The organism is Streptomyces zaehneri (assembly GCF_032248645.1).
In the GTDB taxonomy this organism is placed as follows: domain Bacteria; phylum Actinomycetota; class Actinomycetes; order Streptomycetales; family Streptomycetaceae; genus Streptomyces; species Streptomyces coriariae.
The window spans coordinates 146,017-168,733 of the sequence record NZ_JASTTJ010000011.1 but is presented as its reverse complement, the minus strand read 5'-3'; the positions used below and the strand labels follow the sequence as shown (position 1 = coordinate 168,733).

Genomic DNA, 22,717 nt, shown 5'->3' with positions numbered 1-22,717 from the left:
CCGAGGTGAAGGGAGCCGGCATGGGCAAGCTCGACGGACGGGTGGTCCTCGTCACCGGATCGGCGCGCGGCCAGGGCGAGCAGGAGGCGCGGCTGTTCCGCCAGGAGGGCGCCGAGGTGATCGTCGCCGACGTGCTCGACGAGCAGGGGAAGGCGCTCGCCGAGGAGATCGGCGCGCTCTACGTCCACCTCGACGTGGGGGCGGAGGAGGAGTGGATCGCGGCGGTGCGGGAGGCCAAGCGGGCGTACGGCCATCTCGACGGGCTCGTCAACAACGCCGGCATCCTGCGGTTCAACGCCCTCGTCGACACCCCGCTCGACGAGTTCATGCAGGTCGTACGGGTCAACCAGGTCGGCTGCTTCCTGGGCATCCGGACCGTCGCGCCGGAGCTGTCCGACGGCGGCACCATCGTCAACACCGCCTCCTACACCGGGCTCACCGGCATGGCGGCCGTGGGCGCCTACGCGGCGACCAAGCACGCGGTGCTCGGCCTCACCCGGGTCGCCGCCCTGGAGCTGGCGCCCCGCCGGATCCGGGTCAACGCGGTCTGTCCCGGGGCCGTCGACACCGCGATGTCCAACCCGTCCCGGCTGGAGCCGGACTCCGACCCCGAGGAGACGACCCGGGCCCTCGACTCCCTCTACCGCAAGCTCGTGCCCCTGGGCCGGATCGGCCGCGCGGACGAGGTGGCCCGGCTCGCCCTCTTCCTCACCTCGCAGGACTCGTCGTACATCACCGGGCAGCCGTTCGTGATCGACGGGGGATGGCTGGCGGGCGTTTCCGTCATCTGAGAGTTCGTCAGCTATTGACCATCCAGGAGCCCGGTGCCACAGTCGGCGGCATCCGCTGAATCTGACGAACCGTCAGTTAATCGCGATCCAGGAACCGGGACGGTGAACCTCCGTGGAATTCGGGCTCTTTGTACAGGGATACGTGGGCAAGCGCGCCGAGACCGATCCGCTCGCCGAGCACAAGGCGCTGATGGAGGAGACCGAGTACGTCATCCAGGCGGACAAGTCCGGCTTCAAGTACGCCTGGGCCTCCGAGCACCACTTCCTGGAGGAGTACTCCCACCTCTCCGCCAACGACGTCTTCCTCGGCTACCTCGCCCACGCGACCGACCGCATCCACCTCGGCTCGGGCATCTTCAACCCGCTCGCCCAGGTCAACCACCCGGTGAAGGTCGCCGAGAAGGTCGCCATGCTCGACCATCTCACCGACAACCGCTTCGAGTTCGGCAGCGGACGCGGCGCCGGCTCGCACGAGATCCTCGGCTTCCTCCCCGGCATCACCGACATGAACTACACGAAGGAGATCTGGGAGGAGACCATCGCGGAGTTCCCGAAGATGTGGCTCCAGGACGAGTACGTCGGCTTCCAGGGCAAGCACTGGCAGCTGCCGCCGCGCAAGATCCTGCCGAAGCCGCACGGGAAGTCGCACCCGGCGATGTGGTACGCGGCCGGGTCGCCGCCCTCGTACGCGATGGCCGCCCGCAAGGGCCTCGGGGTGCTCGGCTTCAGCATCCAGAAGGTGTCCGACATGGAGTGGGTGCTGGAGCAGTACAAGACGGCGGTGGTGAACGCCGAGCCGATCGGCGACTTCGTCAACGACAACGTGATGGTGACGACGACGGCGATCTGCGCGCCCACGCACGACGAGGCGATCCGGATCGCCGTCGAGGGCGGGCTGCACTATCTGCCCTCGCTGGTGTTCCGCTACCACGACACCTTCCCCCGGCCCGAGGGCTTCCCGGTCTGGCCCGAGACACTGCCCGAGTACAACGCCGAGTTCGTCGAACTCCTCGTCGAAGAAGAGCTGTTGATCTGCGGCGACCCGGACGAGGTGCTGCGGCAGTGCAAGCGGTGGGAACAGGCGGGGGCCGATCAGCTGTCCTTCGGGCTGCCGGTGGGGGTGCCGAAGGAGGAGACGCTCCAGACGATCCGGCTGATCGGGGAGCAGGTCATCCCGAAGATCGACACGGATCCCGTCCATCGGACGACGCGGTTCCGGCAAGGGGCGTAGTCGCTGTCGCGGACCTGCGGACCTGCGGGCGCGTGGTCGCTGTCGCGGACCTGCGGGCGCGTCGCCGTCCCGGGGGTGCGGGTCGCCTGGCGGCTGCGGGTCCGTAGTCGCTGGTCACGCCCACGCGGCGGAGCCGCACAGCGATACAGCCCCGCGCGCCTTTCGGGCGCCCATCGCATCGGAGTTGAGAAGGAGCCCGCATGCTCGATCACGTCATCAAAGGGGCGACCGTCGTCGATGGGACGGGCGCGCCCGGGTTCGTCGCCGACGTCGGGATCCGGGACGGGCGGATCGCCGTCATCGGGTCGGTCGCCGAGGAGGCGCGGACCGGCGAGGACGCGCACGGGCTCGTCCTCGCTCCCGGATTCGTGGATCCGCACACGCACTACGACGCCCAGCTGTTCTGGGATCCGTACGCCACCCCGTCCCTGAACCACGGGGTGACCACGGTCGCGGCCGGGAACTGCGGGTTCACGCTCGCGCCGCTGAACCCGGACCGTCCCGAGGACGCCGACTACACGCGCCGGATGATGTCCAAGGTGGAGGGCATGTCCCTGGTCGCGCTGGAGGAGGGGGCGCCCTGGAGCTGGCACGGCTTCGGGGAGTACCTGGACGCGCTGGAGGGGCGGATCGCCGTCAACGCCGGCTTCATGGTGGGGCACTGCGCGCTGCGCCGGTACGTCATGGGCGCGGACGCGGTGGGCGGTCAGCCGAGCGAGGAGCAACTGGCCGGCATCGTCCGGCTGCTGCACGAAGCCATGGACGCGGGCGCGTGGGGCTTCTCCACCACACAGTCCTCGACCCACTCCGACGGGGACGGACAGCCGGTCGCCTCCCGGCACGCCCGGCCGGAGGAGCTGCTCGCGCTGTCCCGCGCCGTCGGCGAGCACGAGGGCACCCAGATCGAGGCGATCGTGGCGGGCTGTCTTGACCAGTTCAGCGACGCCGAGATCGATCTGTTCGTGGAGATGAGCGCGGCCGCCGGACGCCCTCTGAACTGGAACGTCCTCACCGTCGACGCGGCCGTTCCGGAACGCGTGCCCCGGCAGCTCATGGCGAGCGAACGGGCGCGCAAGGCCGGCGGCCGGGTCGTCGCGCTGACCATGCCGATCCTCACGCCGATGAACATGTCCCTGGGCACGTTCTGCGCGCTGAACCTGATCCCGGGGTGGGGGCCGGTCCTCGGCCTGCCCGTCCCGGAGCGGATCGAGCGGCTGCGGGACCCGCAGGTGCGGGCGGAGCTGCTGAGGCGGGCGAACTCCAAGGAGGCGGGCGTCTTCCGACGGCTGACCAACTTCGGCCGGTACGTCATCGGCGACACCTACAGCGCGGCGAACCAGGGCCTCACCGGGCGGGTCGTACGCGACATCGCCGCCGAACGCGGCCTGGACCCCTTCGCCTGTCTGGTCGAGATCTGCGCCGCCGACGGACTGCGTACGGTCCTGTGGCCCATGCCGACGGACAACGACCCGGACTCCTGGGCGCTGCGGGCGGACACCTGGAGCCACGAGGACGTGCTGCTCGGCGGCTCCGACGCGGGTGCGCACCTGGACCGGATGTGCGGGGCGCCGTACACCACGCGCTTCCTCGGCGACTGTCTGCGCGGCCGGAAACTGGCGGGCCTGGAGCAGGCGGTGAAGATGCTGACGGACGACCCGGCGCGGCTCTTCGGCCTGCGGGAGAGGGGCCGGATCAGGGAGGGCTGGCATGCGGATCTCGTCCTGTTCGACCCGGAGCGGATCGACGCAGGCAAGGCCACCCTGGTGCACGACCTGCCGGGCGACAGCCCGCGGCTGGACTCGAAGGCGATCGGCGTGCGGGCGGTCTGGGTCAACGGCGTGGCGGCCATCCGGGACGACGTGGTGACGGGCGCCGTCCCGGGCCGGGTGCTGCGCTCGGGGCGGGACACGAGGACGGTGAGCACCAGGTGACCGACGGGTTCGGCACGACGGACGGTGCCCACGGGGCCGGCGGGTTCTCCGGGTCCAAGGGCTCCTCCGGGTCCGGTGGGTCCCACGGGTCTCCCGGATCCGGCGGGTCCGACCGGTCCCACGGGGCTGGCGGGTCTCATGGCTCCGGCGGGTCCGACGGCTCCGGCGGGTCCCACGGGTCTCCCGGGTCCCACAGGTCCCACGGGGCTGGCGGGTCCTTTGGGGCTGGTGCGTCCCACGGGGCTGGCGGGTCCTCGGGGGCTGGCGGGTCCGGCGGGCAGCGGCTGTTCGTCGGTGGTGCCTGGGTGGAGCCCGACGGCGGGCACTACGAGGTCGTCGACCCGGCGACCGAGGGGACCGTCGGTCTGGCTCCGGAGGCCTCCCGGGAGCAGGTGCGCGCTGCCTGCGCGGCGGCCCGGGAGGCCTTCGGGCCCTGGTCGCGCACCCCGCCCGAGGACCGGGCGGCGATCCTCGCCCGGGCCGCCGACATCATGCGCGCCCGGCTGCTGCCGTACGCCGAGCTGGCCCAGGCGGAGACCGGCGCCACGACCGGCACCGCGCGCGGGATGCAGGTCGGGGTGGGGGTGGCCCGCTTCCGGCGCTACGCGCGCGTGGAGCCCGCCGAGTGGCCGATCGCGCCGCAGGTCAACGAGGCCGGACCGATGGGGAGGGCGGGCGTGATGGGCGCGGTCGCCGTACGGCAGCCGGTCGGCGTCGTCACGTGCGTCACCTCCTACAACAACCCGTGGGCGAACCCGGCCGGAAAGGTCGCCCCCGCACTCGCCATGGGCAACACGGTGGTCGTGAAACCGGCCCCGCAGGACCCCCTGTCCGTCTACCGGATGGCTGAGGCGCTGGAGGCGGCGGGTGTGCCGCGCGGGGTGGTGAACGTCGTCTCCGGGCGGGCCGTCGAGATCGGCGAGACGGCGGTGTCGTCGCCGGACGTCGACATGGTGAGCTTCACCGGCTCGACGGCGGTCGGACAGCGCATCGCCGAGGTGTGCGGCAGGGACATGCGGCGCCAGCTGATGGAGCTGGGCGGCAAGGGCGCGGCGGTCGTCCTCGACGACGCGGACCTCGCCTCGGCGGTGGCCGGCATCGGCACCACCTTCTCCTTCTACAGCGGCCAGATCTGCACCGCCCCGACACGGGTGCTGGCACAGCGCCGGGTGTACGACCGGCTGGTGGAGCAACTCGCGGCGTATGCGGGCCGGTTGGCGGTGGGCGATCCCCGGGCGCCGGACACGGTGGTCGGCCCGGTGATCTCGGCCGCCCATCGGGACCGGGTGGAGTCGTACGTCGAACTCGGCCGGAAGGAGGGGGCGGTGATCGTCACGGGCGGCGAACGTCCGCCGCTGGAGCGGGGTTTCTACGTCGCCCCCACCCTTCTCGCCGACTGCACGAACGACATGCGGGTGGCGCGGGAGGAGATCTTCGGCCCGGTGGTCACGGTCATCCCCTTCGACGAGGAGGAGGAGGGCATCGCCCTGGCCAACGACAGCGACTACGGCCTGATCGACTACGTCTGGTCGGCGGACGTGGCCCGCGCCTTCCGGGTCGCCCGCAGGCTCCGGGCCGGCGGCGTCGGCATCAACACGGTGGGCCGCAACATGGAGGCGCCGTTCGGGGGCTTCAAGCGGAGCGGCGTCGGACGGGACGTCGGCTCGTACGCGCTGCACGCGTACAGCGAGGTGCAGGCGATCGTGTGGCCGGGGTGAGAACGCCGCACGCACCGTCCCTCACAGGTCGAGGACGGCACGGAGTCCGATCTCGACCGCTTCCATGATCCGCTCGTCCACAGCGCCCAGATCCGCCGTGAACCGTACGGCGGACAGGGTCCGGAACTCACCGAGCACGACCGTGCCGGCCGAGGGCGAACTCACGGGGATGTCCACGAGTGTCGGCTCGCGCACCTGCTGGGGATAGACCAGTACGCACGTTGCCGATTTGTGCTGGGCGTTGAGGGCGTCGGAGGAGATCACCAGAACGTGTGCCGGTCCTCCGGCGAAGGCCAGTTCGTAGATGTGGCCCCGCTTCACCGGCCCGCCACCCCGCCCCATCGCTCCAGGGTCGCCTCTTCGCTCTCGGAGGGTTCGGCTGCCGTCGTCACTATTCCGGCCTCGGCGCGCACCCGCACGGATTTCTCCAGCTCCTCGGCGAGCATCTGCCGGCGCAGTATGCGGGCCGTGTAGGCGGATGCGTTGCCCTTGGCCTTCACGAAGGCCGCCACATCGTCCGGCAGGCTCATCGTCATGTTGATCGTCATGCCGTCATCATACGGTGCGCATGATAGCTCTCAGCTCGACAGGTCCACCCGGATGGTGAGCAGACCCGTCCCCAGGGCCCGGACGGCCGTGCTGTTGCCCCGGGGCAGGGTGCGCAGCCGGGCCACCGGGTCGTCTTCGGGGAGCAGCCGGGCCGTGCCCGAGTGCCACCGTCCCCCCAGCCGCACCCGCACCCGCGGATCGGCCTGGATGTTGCGGACGTACTGCGACCGCTCGCCGAACTCCGAGACCAGCCAGAAGACGTCGCCGATCCGGCGGCCGCCCAGCGGGGTGCGCCGGGGCAGGCCGGAGACACGGCCCGTGGTCTCCAGGAGCGTGTGGAACGGCAGGCGGCGCATGAGGGGGTTGGCGACGTACCGCTGGACGGCGGTGGTCGCGCGGAAACGGAGGTCGCGGGAACGGTTCATGATCCGTGGGACTCCTTCACGCACGGGTTTGTTGATTCAATGGTCCCCGACGCCGTCGGCGCGACGAGAGCGGGTGTCTGCACATGCGCGTGGTGACCTGGAACCTGTGGTGGAGGTTCGGCCCCTGGCGGGAACGCCAGAAGGCCATCCTGGCCGTCCTGCGCGAGCTGGACCCCGACGTGGTCGGCCTCCAGGAGGTGTGGGCGGCCGGATCCGAGAACCTCGCCGAGTGGCTGGCCGACGAACTCGGTCTGCACTGCACCTGGGCTCCGTCACCGGCCCCCGAACGCTGGCGGAAGCGGATCACGGACCCCGACGCCGGTTCGGTCGACATCGGCAACGCGGTGCTGAGCCGCTGGCCGGTGGTGGAACGGGAGACGCTGGTCCTGCCCGCGCCCCCCGACCTGGCCGACGGCCGCGCGGCCCTCTACGCGCGCGTGGCCGCCCCCTCCTTCGACATCCCCTTCTTCACCACCCACCTCACCTCGGCCGGCCACGCCTCGGCGGTGCGCCGCGCCCAGGTCACCGCCCTCGCGGAACTCGTCGCCCGGCACCGAGGCGGCACACCCTTCCCGCCCGTCGTCACCGGTGACTTCAACGCCTGGCCGGACTCCGACGAGGTGCGCCTCTTCGGCGGCACGAGGACCGCGTCGGCCGTTCCCGGACAGGTCCTCTACGACGCCTGGGACTACGCCGACCCGACCGCACCCGCCGCCACCTGGACCCCCGAGAACCCCTACGCGGCCCGCGTGCTGGAACCCGCCGTCCGCATCGACTACATCCACGTGGGCCCGCCCGGCCCGATCGGCGAGGGCCACGTCCGGCACATCCGCCGCGCGGGCCACGGCCCCGTGGACGGAGTCTGGCCCTCGGACCACGCGGCAGTCGTCGCGGACCTGGCGGAGGAGGAGACGGCGATCATCTAAGCCGCCTCCCCCTTCCCACCTTTCTTGCCCTTCTCGCCCTACTCGCCCTACTCGCCCTTCTCACCCGTCCCCTCCGTACCGAAGGCGCGGGCGACGGCGAGGCTGTCCTCGTACACGTGGTGCCGGGTGACCAGGCCGCCCTCGACCGTGAGGTGCAGCGCGAACCGGGCGCGATAGGCCCGCCCGGTGGAGCGGGCGGTCTGGCGGATCTCGCCGAGCACGACCGCGTCGTCACCGTCGACGAGGACGCGTTCGATCACGGTGGCCGCCTGTCCGGGCACGTGGTGCCCGACGAGCTCGCGGTAGTGGGCGGCGGCGTCGGCACGGGTGGCCCGGTGGCGGATCCACGGGGTGGCGCTCCGCGCACGGCCGTGCTCGTCCTGCGGCCAGGCCAGCTTCCACTCGCTCCGTTCGGCGTACAGCTCCGCGATGCGCTCGGGGTCCCCTTCGCCGATCCGGCGCAGCAGTTCCCGCACCACGGCGCGGGGAGTCGTGGACGTGGCTGAGGACACGGTGGATCCTTCCGATGCGCAAGCCGCGTCCCGCTGACGCGACGAGGCGGCCATCATCACCGGCGGGGACGGCTCGGAGCGATTACCTCCGACGTAACCGCCTTCCCCGCAAGGTGAGTTGTGCGTCCCGTCGAGCTGCCGACCGGGTGCGGTTACGGCAACGAAAGCCGACAAGGACTGCCGGCATCCGGCAGTGACATCGATGGCGCGCGGCGGCGAGGATCTTCGTACCGACCGCCAGACCACGGAGGGACCACCATGAGGCCCATGAGATCGCTGAGACGCCGCCGCGCCGCCCTGCTCGTCACGGCCACCGCCCTGACGCCGGCCCTGCTCCTCACCACCCCGGCGTTCGCCACCGGCACGACGGCGGCAGCGGTCCCGGCGACGACCGCGGCGGCATCGGTGGTGACGACCGATACGCCGGTGGACGAGATGTCCGAGGACGACCTTCGCGTCGCGATCGCGCGCATCCTGGCGGACGAGGACAGCGGCAAGAGGGTCCTCCGGGAGGCCGGCGAGGCCCTCGACGGCACCACGGAGGACATGCGCACCTTCCTGAAGACCGGCTACCGCCTCGCCCAGGCCGAGGACGACGCCGTCGCCATCGCGCGCATCCTGGCGGACAAGAACTCCGGCAAGGGGGTCGTCCGGGAGGCCAACAAGGCCCTCGACGCCGGCACCCCGGAGGCTCTGCGCGCGTTCCTGGAGACCGGCTACCGCCTGGCCCGGGCCGAGGACGACCGCGTCGCCGTCTTCCGCATCCTGGCCGACCCGAAGATCAGCGCCGCCCTCCGCGCCGCCGCCGAGGAGGTCGTCGACGGGACGCCGGAGGAACTGCGGTACTTCCTGGAGGTCGGCCAGTACGAGGTCGACGGCTAGGACTTGTCCACCGGGCGGGTGTCACCCTCCCGGCGGTCAAGATCGAAAGGCGTTCGGCGACTTGACGGAGGGGGAGCGGGATGTCGTCCGGGAGGCGCTCGCGGTGATCGCCCGTGATCCGGCAGCGGGCCGTGTGATCCCTGGCCGGCGGCCAAGAACGGACCCGGGTCCAGCCTGCGCAGGACCTTGGCCAGGTGCCTCCGTGGAGCGCTCGATCGCGTTCATCCAGGCGGCCTGCGCTCTCTTCCACTCCCGTGCGCAGCCGCGCGCCCGGCCTGCGGGAAGTGTGTCCGTGCCGATCACGTCCGCGTGGTCCGCCGGGGCGGCCCCGTAGAGGCAGCAGAGGTGGGCGACGGCGCGCTGATGGTCCGTGGAGTGCTCGTCTGCCTGGCCGTCGTCCTCGTCCTCGTCCTCGTCCTCGTCCTCGTACGTGATCGCGGACAGACGCCATGTCTCGGCGACGTCGAGCAGCCGCTCCTCTCCCTCCGCCCCCTGGCGGAGCAGCATGAGGGCGGCGAACTGGTCGGCGAAGCCGACCGGGCATCCGTCGCGCGGGTGGACGGGGCGCGCGTCGACCCGTACCACGCGGTTGCCATGGCCGGCGGTGACCAGGGCGCGGACCGGGCCGCCGCCGCCGAACTGCTGCTGGCGGGCCTGATCCAGGCCATGGCGTACAGCCCTCCGTCGGAGCCGGACAGATGGCCGCTCGACACTCCCGGCGCGTTCTGACCCGATGCCGCCCCGATGCCGCCCCGATGCCGTCCGATGCCGACCGGTCGGTATGGACAGCGGATCGTTCCGCAGGTAGAGATGGGACCGTCACCCGCGACGACGCCGTCGACAGAGCCGTACGCAGCGAAAGGCCCCCCATGCGCATCGCCGTCACGATCTTCCTCACCGACGAGACGATCACCCCCACCCGCCTCGCCCGTGAGCTGGAGCAGCGCGGCTTCGCCGGGCTCTATCTGCCCGAGCACACGCACATCCCCGTCGAGCGCACCAGCCCCTACCCGGCCGGCGGCGACCTGCCCCGCGAGTACGGCCGCACCCTCGACCCCTTCGTCGCACTCGGTCAGGCGGCGGCGGTGACGCAGACGCTGGGCCTCGGCACCGGCATCACGCTCGTCGCCCAGCACGACCCGATCGACCTCGCCAAGCAGATCGCCACCGTCGACCACCTGTCGGGCGGCCGCCTCACCCTCGGTCTCGGCTACGGCTGGAACGTGGAGGAGGCCGCCGACCACGGCGTCGAGTGGCGTACCCGCCGCGAGCTGGTCCGGGACCGGATGCGGCTGATGCAGGCCCTGTGGGCGGAGCAACCGACGCCGTACGAGGGCGAGTTCGGCAGCGTCCGCGCCAGCACGGCGTACCCCAAGCCGGTGCAGAAGCCGCGCGGGCCGGTCACCGGCCCCCGCACCCTCGTCGGCGGTGCCGCGGGCCCGAAGCTGTTCTCGCACATCAGCGAGTACGCCGACGGCTGGCTGCCGATCGGCGGCCGCGGCCTCTCCGAGGCGCTCCCCGTGCTGCGTTCGGCGTGGGCGGACGCGGGCCGCGAGCCGGACGCCCTCCAGGTCGTGCCGTACGCCGTCCACCCGTCCCCCGGCAAGCTCGCGTACTACGCCGAGCTGGGCATCGAGGAGGTCGTGGTGCAGCTGCCGCCGGTGGGGGAGGCGGAGGCGCTGCGCGCCCTGGACGAGTTCGCGCCGTACCTCTAGGCCCCGTTCGGACCGGACCTCCAGTACCCGTTCGGACCGGACCTCCAGTACCCGTTCGCCGTGCTCTCAGGACCCGTTGCTCTTCGCCGACGGCCCGAAGTCGGGTGGCCACAGACGGTCCCCGGCGGGCTGGTCGTCGCCCTGCTGCCAACCCGGGTCCACGGCGCAGGGCGTGGAGGTGCCGCCGGTGAAGTAGTCGCGGTCCGCGAACCACTGGAAGGACACGCGCTCGTCGCCGTCCGCGCGCGAGGCGTACAGAGCCCAGTAGTCCCCGGAGACGTTCTCCCGGTAGGAGGTGATGTCCCAGCCGGTGTCCTCGAGGTGGTCGCGCAGCCGGCGCAGTCCGGGGACCGCCTGCTCGGCGGGGACGTGGTCGAGCGCCCAGCTGTGACTGACGCTGTAGGCGCCGTCGACGGTCTCGTCGGTCAGGCCGCCCCGGTAGCAGTAGTTCGAGCCGACCGTGTTCTCGGTGGAGACCCCGACCTGCTCGACACCGGGCCTGATGGTGCGGGTGAACCCGAGGACGTCGTACGCCTCCCGGGAGCGGTCGACGGCGCGGCCCGCCATCTCCTCGGGCGTGACCCGCGGGAAGTCCGACGCGTCCTTCGTCACCACGGCGATCCAGCCGGCGAAGCCGAGGACGAGGAGCAGCGGCACGGCGAGGAGCACCGCGCAGCCGATGCCGAAGGACTGCGCGGCGGTGCGGCCGGTCGCGGCGGGTGCCGGTGCCGGTACGGGGGTGGTGGCGGGGGCGGTGGTGATCTCCTCGGGCATGCGGCGACCGTAGGCCGGCCGGGATGCGCGGGGCATCGGTACGGCTGCGTACGGGGGATGGGTACGTGTACTCAGAGTCCGCGGCAGCGGGGCCGGTGCGGGGACCCCGGCGCCGCCGCCGCCGGTTCCGTTCCGGGCCCCGGTCCCGCCCCGGGCTCGGAAAACGTGATCGTATGCTCGAAGGATGACGACTTCCGCGACCTCCGGAACCGGCCCCGGCCCGACTCCCGGCCCCACCGAGAACTCCATGCGTCGCGCTCTCAAACGGGCCCGTGACGGCGTCGCCCTGGACGTCGGCGAGGCGGCCGTGCTGCTCCAGGCGCGCGGCGAGCAGCTGGAGGACCTCGCCGCCTCCGCCGCCCGGGTGCGGGACGCCGGTCTGGAGGCGGCCGGCCGGCCCGGTGTCATCACGTACTCGAAGAGCGTCTTCATCCCGCTCACCCGGCTCTGCCGTGACAAGTGCCACTACTGCACCTTCGTCACCGTGCCCGGCAAGCTGCGCCGGGCCGGGCACGGGATGTTCATGTCGCCCGACGAGGTGCTCGACATCGCCCGGCGCGGTGCCGCCCTCGGCTGCAAGGAAGCCCTCATCACCCTCGGCGACAAGCCGGAGGACCGCTGGCCGGAAGCGCGCGAGTGGCTCGACGCGCACGGCTACGACGACACCATCGCCTACGTCCGCGCCATCTCCATCCGCATCCTCGAGGAGACGGGACTGCTGCCGCACCTCAACCCCGGGGTGCTGAGCTGGACCGACTTCCAGCGGCTGAAGCCCGTCGCGCCCAGCATGGGCATGATGCTGGAGACCACCGCCACCCGGCTGTGGTCCGAGCCCGGCGGCCCCCACCACGGCTCCCCCGACAAGGAGCCCGCCGTCCGGCTCCGCGTCCTGGAGGACGCCGGCCGCTCCTCCGTCCCGTTCACCTCCGGGATCCTGATCGGCATCGGCGAGACCTACGAGGAGCGCGCCGAGTCGCTGTTCGCGCTGCGCAAGATCTCCCGCGCCTACCACGGCATCCAGGAGCTGATCATCCAGAACTTCCGCGCCAAGCCGGACACCGCGATGCGCGGCATGCCGGACGCGGAACTCGACGAGCTGGTCGCGACCGTGGCCGTGGCCCGCCACATCATGGGCCCGGCCGCCAACCTCCAGGCCCCGCCCAACCTCGTCGACAGCGAGTACGAGCGGCTGATCGGGGCCGGGATCGACGACTGGGGCGGGGTCTCCCCGCTCACCATCGACCACGTCAACCCCGAGCGCCCCTGGCCGCAGATCGACGAGCTCGCCGAGAAGTCCGCCGCCGTCGGCTTCGAACTGCGCGAACGTCTCTGCGTCTACCCGGAGTTCGTCCGGCGCGGCGAGCCGTGGCTCGACCCGCGGCTGCTGCCGCACGTCCGCGCGCTGGCCGACCCGGCCACGGGACTGGCCGTGTCGGACGCCGTCGTCGAGGGCCGTCCCTGGCAGGAGCCGGAGGAGGTGTTCGTGCCGTCCGGCCGCACCGACCTGCACCGCACCATCGACACCGACGGCCGGACCTCCGACCGCCGCGACGACTTCGACGAGGTGTACGGCGACTGGGGCGCCCTGCGCGAGGCGGCCGCCCCCGGCATGGTGCCGGAGCGCATCGACACCGACGTACGGCAGGCCCTCGCGACGGCCGCCGACGATCCGACGAAGCTCACCGACGACGAGGCCCTCGCCCTGCTCCACGCGGACGGCCCGGCCCTGGACGCCCTGACCCGCATCGCGGACGACGTGCGCCGCTCGACCGTCGGCGACGACGTCACGTACATCGTCACGCGGAACATCAACTTCACCAACGTCTGCTACACGGGCTGCCGTTTCTGCGCCTTCGCGCAGCGCCGCACCGACGCCGACGCGTACACGCTCTCCCTCGACCAGGTCGCCGACCGCGCCCAACAGGCCTGGGAACTGGGCGCGGTGGAGGTCTGCATGCAGGGCGGCATCCATCCGGACCTGCCCGGCACGGCCTACTTCGACATCGCCAAGGCGGTGAAGGAGCGGGTTCCCGGCATGCATGTGCACGCCTTCTCGCCGATGGAGGTCGTCAACGGCGCGACCCGCACCGGCCTGTCGATCCGCGAGTGGCTGACGGTGGCGAAGGAGGCCGGGCTCGACTCCATCCCCGGCACGGCGGCCGAGATCCTGGACGACGAGGTCCGCTGGGTGCTGACCAAGGGCAAGCTGCCGGCCGCGACCTGGATCGAGGTCGTCACGACGGCGCACGAGCTCGGGATCCGGTCGTCCTCGACGATGATGTACGGCCATGTCGACCAGCCCCGGCACTGGCTGGGCCACCTGCGGACCCTGGCCGGGATCCAGCAGCGGACCGGCGGCTTCACGGAGTTCGTCACCCTCCCGTTCATCCACACCAACGCGCCGGTGTACCTGGCGGGCATCTCCCGGCCCGGTCCGACCATGCGGGACAACCGGGCGGTGACGGCGATGGCCCGGCTGCTCCTGCACCCGCACATCCCCAACATCCAGACCAGCTGGGTCAAGCTGGGCAGCGAGGGTGCGGCCGAGATGCTCCGCTCGGGCGCCAACGACCTCGGCGGCACGCTGATGGAGGAGACCATCTCCCGTATGGCGGGCTCGTCGTACGGCTCCTACAAGTCCGTCAAGGACCTGATCGCGGTCGCGGACGCGGCGGGCCGTCCGGCCAGGCCGCGTACGACGCTGTACGGCGAGGTGCCGCAGGAGCGGCAGCGGGCGGCCTCGGCGTCGGACGGGCATCTGCCGGAACTGCTGCCGGTGCTGGACTGAGGGATCACCCGGACGCACCGGGGGACTGCCGGTGGGCCGCTGACCACCGGGGGGCCGCCGGGGTGGCTCGGGGAGGCGCGGGGGGGCGCCGGGGAGGCGCGGGGGGACCGTTTAGGAAGCAACCGAGGGGCGACTCAGGGACCAGCCAGGGACCAGTCCGGGACCAGCCAGGGACCAGTCCGGGACCAGCCAGGGACCAGTCCGGGACCAGCCAGGGTCTACTCAGGGGCTACTCAGGGACCGGGGAGCGGGCCCCTCACAGTACGATGATCGGGCCCCGATCGGAGGGGTCCCGTAGCTGAGGAGATGCGTGCCCGTGCCTGCCCGACGGCTTCCCTCCTGGGTTTGGGTCACCGGCCTGACGACCGGCGCGATCGTCGCGGTCGTCTTCCTGACCGCGCGGGCCGAACAGGGCCCGCACCCGACGGCGTCGGCGGCGGACCGTCCCCACGCCTCGGCGTCGGCGAGCGCGCAGCCCTCGGCCTCACCGAAACCGTCGGCCACCCCCAAGGCGGCCGAGATACCGGCCGGTTCGGGCGCCGGCCGGCGGATCGTCTACTCGCTGGAGCAGCACCGGGTCTGGCTGGTCGACGCGGACGACACGGCCCGCCGCACCTTCACGGTCTGGCCCGGCACGGTGGACCCGGCCGTCGGCAGCTTCACGGTCTCGCTGCGCAAGGACGCCACCACGGGCTCCGACGGCGTGGCGATCGAGCACATCGTCTACTTCTCCGCCACCTCGGGCGTCAACATCGCCTTCTCCAACGCCGTCGACGGTTCCTCCCCGCCCCCGGCCGCCGCCGGCACGCAGACCGGCGGCATCCGGATGGCCAAGGCGGACGGGACGGCCCTGTGGGCGTTCGGCGAGACGGGGACGAAGGTCAGGGTCGTCGAGTAGATCCCGTATGTCCGGGTCCCGGGGTTCAGGGGTTCCGGGTCTCCGGGCCTCGTGACTCCGGGTCCCGGAACTCCGGTTGTCAGGCCCGGGAGTCGTCGCGCGCCTGTCCGGTCGGCAGCTGGTTCACGATCAGCACGACGCCGGCGAACAGGAAGGCCCGGGTCGCCGCGTCCAGTCCGTTCCAGGTGTCCGACTGCCACATCGAGAACCACTCCCCGCCGATCGCGATGAACCCGGCGCCGAACAGCAGCATCACCATGACCAGCCCGTACGTGGACAGCGACCGACCGCGTATGTCGTCCCGCCGGGCCCAGAACCACGTCCCGGCGGCCAGCACCACCCCCGCGACGGTCTCCCACGCGATGATCGCGACATAGGCGGCGTCCTGGAGCCCCTTGCTCGTCACCGCCCGCCACATCACGTCGTCGTCCTTGAACGTCGTGTCCATCGCCAGCACATGCCGCACGAACTGCTGGTTCGTGCCGAAGTCCGTGATGTTCCCGAAGGCGACGAGAAGCAGGTAGAGCGCGACCGTCCCGGTGAGGAGGGCGGCGGTGAGCGGAAGCACGCGTGACGCGTGGGGGATACGTGTGGTGGGGGTGGTCATGCCGGTGTCCTTACCCCACCAGGTCTTCATCACCCCTCCACCGGACAGCACGCGCACGGGGCCGGAACGGAGCGCTGTTCGATTACAGTGACGGACGTCGTATGTACGCACGGTGCGGGAGGACTGGGTGGGTGCGACTGCCGGGCCCGTCTGGGGCCGTGCCGAACAGCAGGACTTCCGCAGCCGGGTGCGTGGCACGCTGCTGGGCGCGGCCGTCGGGGACGCCCTCGGGGCGCCCGTCGACGGGCTCGGGATCGAGGAGATCCGGCAGGCGCACGGGCCCGAGGGGATCGTGGACCTGGCCCCCGCGCACGGGCGGCGCGGCGCGGTCACCCATCTCACCCAGCTGACCCTGTTCACCGTGGACGGGCTGATCCGCGCCCAGGTGCGGCGGGACACCGGCGCCTGGCATCCGCCGACCGATCTGCACCGGGCGTATCTGAGATGGGCGGCCACCCAGCGCGACTGGGGGCCCGACCTTCGCCGCAAGGACGACGGCTGGCTGGCCCGCGAGGAGTGGCTGTACGCCCGGCGCGATCCGACCCGGACGCTGCTGCTCGGGCTCGGCGACGAGGTCATGGGCACCCTGGACTCGCCCAAGAGCCCCGGCGCGGCTGGGCCCGAGGTGGTTCCCCGGTCGGTGCCCTTCGGGCTGCTGGTCGGCTGGGAGCCGCAACTCGTCGCCCAGCTCGCCCTCGAGTGCGCCGCCCAGACCCACGGCCACCCCACGGCGTACCTCGCGGCGGCCGCGTACGCCGTCACCGTGCACGCGCTGGCCTGCGGCGAGAGTCTCGACGGCGCGGTGCAGCGGGCGCTCGCCCTGCTGGCCGCGCGGCCGGGGCACGAGGCGGTGTCGGAGGCGTTGCGGCACGCGCTGGGCGCCGTACGGCGGGGGCTGCCGGGGCCCGCGCGGGTGGAGGAGCTCGCGGGTGCGGGGACCGCGGAGGCCGTGCTGTCCGGCGCCGTCTACTGCGCGCTCGTCGCGGAGGACGTCCGGCACGGGCTGCGGCTCGCGGTGAACCACGGTGCGCCCTCGGGGCCGACCGCCGCTCTCGCCGGCGGCCTGCTCGGCGCCCTGCACGGCGAGACGGCCCTCCCGCCGGCCTGGCTGGCCGAGCTGGAGGGCCGTCCCACGATCCTGGAACTGGCCGACGACTTCGCCATCGAGATGACCCAGGGGCCGGCCCTGCACGGTCCCGCCGGGGCGTCCCCGGGCTGGACGGCCCGGTACCCCAGGGGGAGTTAGGTCTAGTCCGGCACCGCTGTGGGGACCTCGTCCTTGGACCGCGGCACCTGCGCGGCGGCCGAAGCGCTGCCGTCCCCGTCCGTGTTGATCCGCTCGATGATCGCCAGGCGTTCCGGGGTGTCCTCGGGCTTGACGAACCCGATGAGGATGTAGAGGACGAGCGACACGGCCAGCGGGATCGACACCTGGTACTGGAGCGGTACTCCGCCGTCGACGTTCCAGTTGATCGGGTAGTTGACCAGCCAGAAGGCCAGCAGACCCATCGACCAGCTGGTCAGCGCCGCCGTCGGGCCGGAGCGGCGGAACGGGCGCAGCAGGCCCAGCATCATCGGGATCGCCATCGGGCCCATCAGGCCGGCCACCCACTTGATGACGACCGTGATGATGTCCTTGAACGCGGGGGAGTTGACCTGCGTGGCCGCCGCCATGGACAGCCCCAGGAAGACGACGGTCGCCACCCGCGCCGCGATCAGCCCCGACCGCTGGTTCCACTCCCGCGCCCTGGCCCAGATCACCGGCGCGCAGTCCCGGGTGAAGACGGCGGCGATGGCGTTGGCGTCGGACGAGCACATGGCCATCGTGTGGGAGAAGAAGCCGACGATGACGAGCCCCAGCAGGCCGTGCGGCAGCAGCTGTTCGGTCATCAGGGCGTAGGAGTCGGAGCCGTCCGGCTTGTTCGACGTCACCAGCAGCGGCGACATCCACATCGGGAAGAACAGCACCAGCGGCCAGACCAGCCACAGCACCGCCGACAGCCGCGCCGACCGCTCGGCCTCCTTCGGGGTGGCCGTGGCCATGTACCGCTGGGCCTGGTTGAGCATGCCGCCGTTGTACTCGAAGAGCTTGATGAACAGGAACGCGAGCAGGAACACCGTGCCGTACTGGGCGACCAGGGGCTTGTCGTGGCCCTGGAGCGCCGGCTGGTCCCAGGCGTCCAGGAACCCGATGCCCTTGTCGTCCAGCTTCAGCACGACGGCGACGAACATCGCGATGCCGGCCAGCAACTGGATGACGAACTGGCCGAGTTCGGTCAGCGCGTCCGCCCACAGACCGCCGATCGTGCAGTAGACGGCGGTGATCGCGCCGGTGATGAGGATGCCCTGGTTGAGGGAGATCCCGGTGAAGACGGACAGCAGGGTCGCGATGGCGGCCCACTTCGCGCCGACGTCCACGATCTTCAGCAGCATCCCCGACCAGGCCAGTGCCTGCTGGGTCTTGAGGTCGTAGCGGTTCTTCAGGTACTCCAGCGGGGAAGCCACGTGGAGCCGCGACCGCAGCCGGTTGATGCGCGGCGCGAACAGCTTCGAGCCGATGGCGATGCCGAGCGCGATGGGGAAGGACCAGGTGACGAAGGAGGTGACGCCGTAGGTGTAGGCGATGCCCGCGTACCCGGTGAACATCACCGCGCTGTAGCCCGACATGTGGTGCGAGATGCCGGACAGCCACCAGGGCATCCTGCCGCCGGCGGTGAAGAAGTCGCTCACGTTGTCGACGCGTTTGTGCGACCAGACGCCGATCGCGACCATCACGCCGAAATAGCCGATGAGCACGGCCCAGTCGAGACCGTTCATGTGCGTCCTCCCAGGGTTCAGACCGGCGTTCAGTCCGGCGCTCATCGTGGGCGCTGCCGCGTGAACACGACAAGTAACCGTAAGGTCAAAGGGAGGTAAAGGAATTCTGTATGGTGGTTCGCGTTCACCTACATGAACTCACCGCATCAGCTCCCCGGCGTTGACCAGCAACGACTGTCCGGTGATCGCCCGCGCCCGGTCCGACGCCAGGAACGCCGCCGCGTCCGCCACATCCCCGTCCGTGGCCAGCTCGGGCAACGCCATCCGCTCGGTGAGCCGCCCCAGCACCTCCTCCTCCGGCACCCCCTCCGTCTGCGCGCTGAACCGGACGTAGGCCTGCACCGGCGGTCCCCACATCCACCCCGGCAGCACGGTGTTGACCCGGATCCGGTGCGGCCCCCACTCCCGCGCGAGCGAGTACATGGCGCTGGTCAGCGCCCCCTTGGAGGCCGCGTACGCCGCCTGCCGCACCTGGGAGGGGGCCGCCACGGCCGACTGCGTCCCGATGAACACCACCGACCCGCCCCTCACCCGCAGCCCGGCCAGACAGGCCCGCGTCATCCGCAGCGACCCCAGCAGGTTCACGTCGATCACCGACTGCCAGGTCGTGAAGTCGGCGTCCTCGACCCCGCCGAAGTGGGAGTCCCAGGCCGCCACGTTCACCACGGCGTCGATCCCGCCGAACCGCTCCCGCGCCAGCTCCGCGAGCGCCTCGCAGCTCCCCTCGTCGGTGATGTCGGTGACCCGGTACGCCGTGCGCGCCCCCTCGGGGTCGATCCCGGCCGCGCTCTTCGCGAGATTCGCCTCGGTCCGCGCCCCCAGCACGGCGTTCCCGCCGTCCCGGACGACCGCGGCGGCGACCTGGTGACCGAGACCTGCGCCGACTCCCGAGACGACGACGGTCTTGCCGTCGAGCAATGACATGAGCCCTCCCTGACTGCCTGACTCCCGACCCTGGCGCATTATCTGACGGAGCGTCAGAGTATGGGCGACCGCAGGAGGACGGAAGGGAAGGGAAGTTCCCATGTCAGAGGAGACCCGCAGCGAGACGTACGCCGAACTGGCCGCCGTCGGCCCCTACGGGGTGCGCCCCGGCCACGCCCTGATCACCATGGTCGAACCGCACCCAGGCCACGAGTACGCCTACAACCGCTGGTACGAGGACGACCACTACTACGCCGGCGCGATGGCGATGCCCTGGATGTACGCCGGCCGCAGGTGGGTGGCGACCCGCGACCTCCAGCTCCTGCGCGAGCCGGAGAAGTCGGCGATCGCCCGGCCGGTCACCGCCGGCTGCTACCTCTCCACCTACTGGATCACCGACGGCCGCTACGACGACCACATGAGGTGGACGGTCGCCATCAACAAGCGCCTCAACCGGGACGCCCGCGTCTACCAGGACCGCACCCACGTCTTCACGGCGTTCCAGGACCACGAGACGACCGTGTACCGGGACGGCGCCGCCGGTCCCCGCGACTTCCACGCCCTGGACCACCCGTACGCGGGCCTGGTGCTCGAGGTGATCGACACCGACTCGGCGCGGCAGCGCGCCGAACTCCTGGAGTGGCTGCGCGCCCGCCACCTCCCCAAGCGGGTGGCAGGCTCCCCGACGGCCATGGTCACGGTCTTCCGCCCCACGCCCCTCCCCGGCGACCGCATGACCTACGTCAAGCAGGTCGAGGGCGTCGACACCCGCCTGACCCTCCTGTGGTTCCTGGAAACCGACCCGAGGCACTGCTGGGACCCGCACTTCACCGGCCTGGGCGAGGCGGTGACGGAGTCGGGCCTGGGACGGGTGGAACTGCTCGCACCGTTCATCCCGACGGTGCCGGGCACGGACACCCATGTGGCGAACCTCCGCACCACCAGCCTGTCCGGGGGTACCCCCTCCGGGGGAGACTGAGGACGAGGCCCGTTCAGGGCCGAAGCGGGGGCCCGGGGGCGGCAGCCCCCGGAAGAAGCGGGCGTCAAGCCGCGCTCACTTCAGCTCGTCCGGACACGGCGTGCCCCGCGGCAGCTGGTAGGGCGCGGCCAGCCGGTACACCCCGGCCCGCGGAGCGACGAGCATCGTCCACTTGTCCCCGTCCGCGTCCTCCTCCGTCTCGAACAGACACCCGTCGACGTTGTCGTACGTCTTCGGCTCCCCCTCGGCCCGGTCCTTGGACGCGTCCGTCTCCTGCGGCGGCTTCAGGCTCTTGCCCTGCGCGTCGACGACGCTGAGCCACGGCGAGTACGGGATCCGGATCAGGATCCGTCCCGCCTTCCTCACGTCAATCGTCATCTCGTCCTGCTTGGCCCGCTGCACCACCGCGTTCGGCTCGGCGAGCGAGGCGGGGTCGGTGACCTTGAACAGCTGCCAGTTGGCGTCGCCCCAGATCTGCACCAGATACGGCAGCCCCCGCTGCACCAGCTCCCGCTCCCGTTCGCCGCCGTCCCCGTCCAGCGCCTCCTTCGGGACGACGACGAAGTGCACGGCCCACCGCTGGAGCCAATCGTGGTAGTTCGCCGAGTTGAGGGTGTCGTCGTAGAAGAGCGGGTTGCGCTCCATGTCGGCCTGGCGGTTCCAGCCCCGGGCCAGGTTGACGTACGGCGCGAGCGCGGACGCCTCGCGGTGCGAGCGGGCCGGCACGACCTCCACCCGCCCCTTCTCCGCGCCGATCTCCTGGAGTTCGTTGACGAGCGGCGCCAGCTCACGCGCCCAGGATGCCGCCGGGGTCGTCCGCAGGACGTCGTCGACGGACTTGAAGCCGATCCAGCCCACGAACCCGCAGAACGCCACGACGATCGCGTACCACTTGCGGCTGCGCGGCACGGCGAACGGCAGCGCCGCCATCAGCACCACGCCCGTGAACAGCATCGCGAGACGCGTGATGTTGGACCCGATCTGCGAGCTGATCAGCCACACCAGCAGGACCCCGAGCCCGTACACCGCCGAGGTGATCCGTACCGTCTTCCAGTCGCGCGGGACGACCGCGAAGACGGCCACCGCGGACAGCAGCGGCAGGGACGCCGAGCCGAAGGACATCGGCTGGGTGCCGGAGAACGGGAACAGCCAGGCGGACAGGGCGACCACGGCCGTCGGCGCGAGCCCCAGCGCCCACGCGCCCGGCCGCCGCTTCTGGAGGAACAGCGCGGCGGCGACGAGCCCCACGAAGAGCCCCGCCACCGGCGAGCCCATCGTGGCGAGCGCGGCGAGCGGGGCGGCGCACAGCGCCTTCGCCCAGCGTTTGTAGCGCCAGCGGTGCGGCCAGCAGAACACGACGGCGACCGCGCCCAGAGCGAACGTGTTGCCGAGCCCGAACGTCACGCGCCCGGAAGCCGCGTTGCACAGCAGGGCGAAGACCCCGGCCAGCGCCGGCCACAACGGGTTCCTCACCGGTCGGCAGCGCAGCAGGATCAGGGTGAGCAGCCCCGCCGACAGCGTTCCGGCGATCATCATCGTCGTCCGGACGCCGAGCAGGGACATCAGATACGGCGACACCATGCTGTACGACACCGGGTGCATGCCGCCGTACCAGGCGAGGTTGTACGCGGAGTCGGGGTGCCGGCCGACGAACTCGGCCCAGGCGTCCTGCGCCGCGAGGTCGCCACCACTGTTCGCGAACGTGAAGAACCAGACGAGGTGCAGGACGCCGGACAGCCCCGTCATGGACAGCACGGGATGACGTCGCAGCCAGCCGCCCAGCCGGTCGAGCGCGGATCTCGCCCGGGACGGCTCACGCACATCGCCCGCGTCGCCCGTACGCCCGTCCGCATGGTCGTCCGCGCGGCTGTCCGTACGGTCGTCCGTACGCCCGTCCGCATGGTCGTCCGCGCGGCTGTCCGTACGGTCGTCCGCGCGGCTGTCCGTACGGTCGTCCGCGCGGCTGTCCGTACGGTCGTCCGTACGCCCGTCCGCATGGTCGTCCGCGCGGCTGTCCGTACGGTCGTCCGCGCGGCTGTCCGTACGGTCGTCCGCGCGGTCGTCGTCCGCGCGGGTGTCCGCCGCCTCGGGGTCCGGGACGTGGTCCCGCTCGAGCTCTACCATCGCGCCATGACCGCCGCGGTCGTCACGGTCGTGGTCGCCCGACTGTGGGGCGGGCACCCTCGGTCGCGCGCCGGCGTCCGGGTCCGGACCGGTGTCGTCGGCGCGTGTCGGCTCCGCAGTGGCCAC

At 71.7% G+C, this 22,717-nt stretch carries 22 protein-coding genes; 12 read left to right on the top strand and 10 right to left on the bottom strand.

The annotated features are described in order from the left end of the window. Positions 1–20 precede the first annotated feature (20 nt). The 4 genes from QQM72_RS20200 to QQM72_RS20185 all read left to right on the top strand — a co-directional run bounded on the left by QQM72_RS20200 (position 21) and on the right by QQM72_RS20185 (position 5,671). Complete coding sequence (locus QQM72_RS20200; protein ID WP_314222334.1) at positions 21–791, top strand: SDR family NAD(P)-dependent oxidoreductase; 771 nt, start codon at positions 21–23, stop codon at positions 789–791. Positions 792–903: 112 nt separating this feature from the next. Continuing rightward, entirely contained in the window at positions 904–2,022 is a 1,119-nt protein-coding gene (locus tag QQM72_RS20195) for an LLM class flavin-dependent oxidoreductase (protein ID WP_082413031.1), read from the top strand. A gap of 200 nt (positions 2,023–2,222) precedes the next feature. Then, a complete protein-coding gene (locus QQM72_RS20190; protein WP_314222260.1) occupies positions 2,223–3,953 on the top strand; it encodes an N-acyl-D-amino-acid deacylase family protein in 1,731 nt (576 codons plus the stop codon). Between the two features lie 305 nt (positions 3,954–4,258). Continuing rightward, a complete protein-coding gene (locus tag QQM72_RS20185) occupies positions 4,259–5,671 on the top strand; it encodes an aldehyde dehydrogenase family protein (protein ID WP_314222259.1) in 1,413 nt (470 codons plus the stop codon). Between the two features lie 21 nt (positions 5,672–5,692). On the opposite strand, the gene QQM72_RS20180 is transcribed toward QQM72_RS20185, so the two are convergent. Genes QQM72_RS20180 through QQM72_RS20170 form a run of 3 tightly spaced genes read right to left on the bottom strand, consistent with a single transcriptional unit; the run spans position 5,693 to position 6,645 of the window. Then, the gene (locus QQM72_RS20180; RefSeq protein WP_314222258.1) at positions 5,693–5,992 is read right to left on the bottom strand and encodes a type II toxin-antitoxin system PemK/MazF family toxin; all 300 of its coding nucleotides are present in this window, start codon (positions 5,990–5,992) and stop codon (positions 5,693–5,695) included. Further along, positions 5,989–6,219, bottom strand: a complete 231-nt coding sequence (locus tag QQM72_RS20175) for a hypothetical protein (protein WP_314222257.1) — start codon at positions 6,217–6,219, stop codon at positions 5,989–5,991. Before QQM72_RS20175 ends, QQM72_RS20180 begins: the two co-directional genes overlap by 4 nt. Positions 6,220–6,249: 30 nt before the next feature. Further along, the gene (locus QQM72_RS20170; RefSeq protein ID WP_314222256.1) at positions 6,250–6,645 is read right to left on the bottom strand and encodes a nitroreductase/quinone reductase family protein; all 396 of its coding nucleotides are present in this window, start codon (positions 6,643–6,645) and stop codon (positions 6,250–6,252) included. Between the two features lie 83 nt (positions 6,646–6,728). Between QQM72_RS20170 and QQM72_RS20165 the strand changes: the two genes are divergently transcribed. Continuing rightward, positions 6,729–7,571, top strand: a complete 843-nt coding sequence (locus tag QQM72_RS20165; protein WP_314222255.1) for an endonuclease/exonuclease/phosphatase family protein — start codon at positions 6,729–6,731, stop codon at positions 7,569–7,571. A 47-nt stretch (positions 7,572–7,618) separates the two neighbouring features. Here the strand turns inward: QQM72_RS20165 and QQM72_RS20160 are convergent, their stop codons facing one another. Then, positions 7,619–8,083: a nuclear transport factor 2 family protein gene (locus QQM72_RS20160; protein ID WP_314222254.1), complete on the bottom strand. Its 465-nt coding sequence runs from the start codon at positions 8,081–8,083 to the stop codon at positions 7,619–7,621. Positions 8,084–8,359: 276 nt separating this feature from the next. Between QQM72_RS20160 and QQM72_RS20155 the strand changes: the two genes are divergently transcribed. After that, complete coding sequence (locus QQM72_RS20155; RefSeq protein ID WP_399077954.1) at positions 8,360–8,965, top strand: ALF repeat-containing protein; 606 nt, start codon at positions 8,360–8,362, stop codon at positions 8,963–8,965. A gap of 36 nt (positions 8,966–9,001) precedes the next feature. On the opposite strand, the gene QQM72_RS40915 is transcribed toward QQM72_RS20155, so the two are convergent. Beyond that, positions 9,002–9,436 carry a DUF4344 domain-containing metallopeptidase gene (locus tag QQM72_RS40915; RefSeq protein WP_399077951.1) on the bottom strand — a complete coding sequence of 145 codons (435 nt, stop codon included), beginning with the start codon at positions 9,434–9,436 and terminating at the stop codon, positions 9,002–9,004. Between QQM72_RS40915 and QQM72_RS20150 the strand changes: the two genes are divergently transcribed. Both QQM72_RS20150 and QQM72_RS20145 read left to right on the top strand, forming a co-directional pair. After that, positions 9,329–9,694 (top strand): hypothetical protein, encoded by a 366-nt coding sequence (locus QQM72_RS20150; RefSeq protein ID WP_314222252.1) that lies wholly within the window; start codon positions 9,329–9,331, stop codon positions 9,692–9,694. The two genes, QQM72_RS40915 and QQM72_RS20150, sit on opposite strands and share 108 nt — an antisense overlap. 140 nt (positions 9,695–9,834) lie before the next feature. Further along, positions 9,835–10,680 carry an LLM class F420-dependent oxidoreductase gene (locus QQM72_RS20145; protein WP_314222251.1) on the top strand — a complete coding sequence of 282 codons (846 nt, stop codon included), beginning with the start codon at positions 9,835–9,837 and terminating at the stop codon, positions 10,678–10,680. A gap of 66 nt (positions 10,681–10,746) precedes the next feature. Here the strand turns inward: QQM72_RS20145 and QQM72_RS20140 are convergent, their stop codons facing one another. Beyond that, a complete protein-coding gene (locus tag QQM72_RS20140) occupies positions 10,747–11,454 on the bottom strand; it encodes a hypothetical protein (protein WP_314222250.1) in 708 nt (235 codons plus the stop codon). A 184-nt stretch (positions 11,455–11,638) separates the two neighbouring features. Between QQM72_RS20140 and QQM72_RS20135 the strand changes: the two genes are divergently transcribed. Together QQM72_RS20135 and QQM72_RS20130 are read left to right on the top strand one after the other, a co-directional pair. After that, on the top strand, positions 11,639–14,242 hold the full coding sequence (locus tag QQM72_RS20135; protein WP_314222249.1) for a bifunctional FO biosynthesis protein CofGH: 2,604 nt from the start codon (positions 11,639–11,641) through the stop codon (positions 14,240–14,242). A 310-nt stretch (positions 14,243–14,552) separates the two neighbouring features. Beyond that, positions 14,553–15,140 (top strand): hypothetical protein, encoded by a 588-nt coding sequence (locus QQM72_RS20130; protein ID WP_314222248.1) that lies wholly within the window; start codon positions 14,553–14,555, stop codon positions 15,138–15,140. 79 nt (positions 15,141–15,219) lie between these two features. Here the strand turns inward: QQM72_RS20130 and QQM72_RS20125 are convergent, their stop codons facing one another. Next, positions 15,220–15,747 (bottom strand): DUF2165 domain-containing protein, encoded by a 528-nt coding sequence (locus QQM72_RS20125; RefSeq protein ID WP_314222247.1) that lies wholly within the window; start codon positions 15,745–15,747, stop codon positions 15,220–15,222. Between the two features lie 127 nt (positions 15,748–15,874). Here QQM72_RS20125 and QQM72_RS20120 point away from each other — a divergent pair, with 127 nt between their 5' ends. Beyond that, on the top strand, positions 15,875–16,993 hold the full coding sequence (locus tag QQM72_RS20120) for an ADP-ribosylglycohydrolase family protein (protein ID WP_314222246.1): 1,119 nt from the start codon (positions 15,875–15,877) through the stop codon (positions 16,991–16,993). A 2-nt stretch (positions 16,994–16,995) separates the two neighbouring features. Here the strand turns inward: QQM72_RS20120 and QQM72_RS20115 are convergent, their stop codons facing one another. Together QQM72_RS20115 and QQM72_RS20110 are read right to left on the bottom strand one after the other, a co-directional pair. Then, positions 16,996–18,564, bottom strand: coding sequence for a sodium:solute symporter family protein (locus QQM72_RS20115; protein ID WP_314222245.1), 1,569 nt, complete (start codon positions 18,562–18,564; stop codon positions 16,996–16,998). Between the two features lie 138 nt (positions 18,565–18,702). Then, positions 18,703–19,488, bottom strand: a complete 786-nt coding sequence (locus tag QQM72_RS20110; protein WP_314222244.1) for an SDR family oxidoreductase — start codon at positions 19,486–19,488, stop codon at positions 18,703–18,705. A gap of 100 nt (positions 19,489–19,588) precedes the next feature. Here QQM72_RS20110 and QQM72_RS20105 point away from each other — a divergent pair, with 100 nt between their 5' ends. Further along, positions 19,589–20,467, top strand: a complete 879-nt coding sequence (locus QQM72_RS20105; RefSeq protein ID WP_314222243.1) for a hypothetical protein — start codon at positions 19,589–19,591, stop codon at positions 20,465–20,467. A 75-nt stretch (positions 20,468–20,542) separates the two neighbouring features. Here QQM72_RS20105 and QQM72_RS20100 read toward each other — a convergent pair whose 3' ends face one another. Further along, on the bottom strand, positions 20,543–22,717 hold the full coding sequence (locus QQM72_RS20100) for an MFS transporter (protein WP_314222242.1): 2,175 nt from the start codon (positions 22,715–22,717) through the stop codon (positions 20,543–20,545).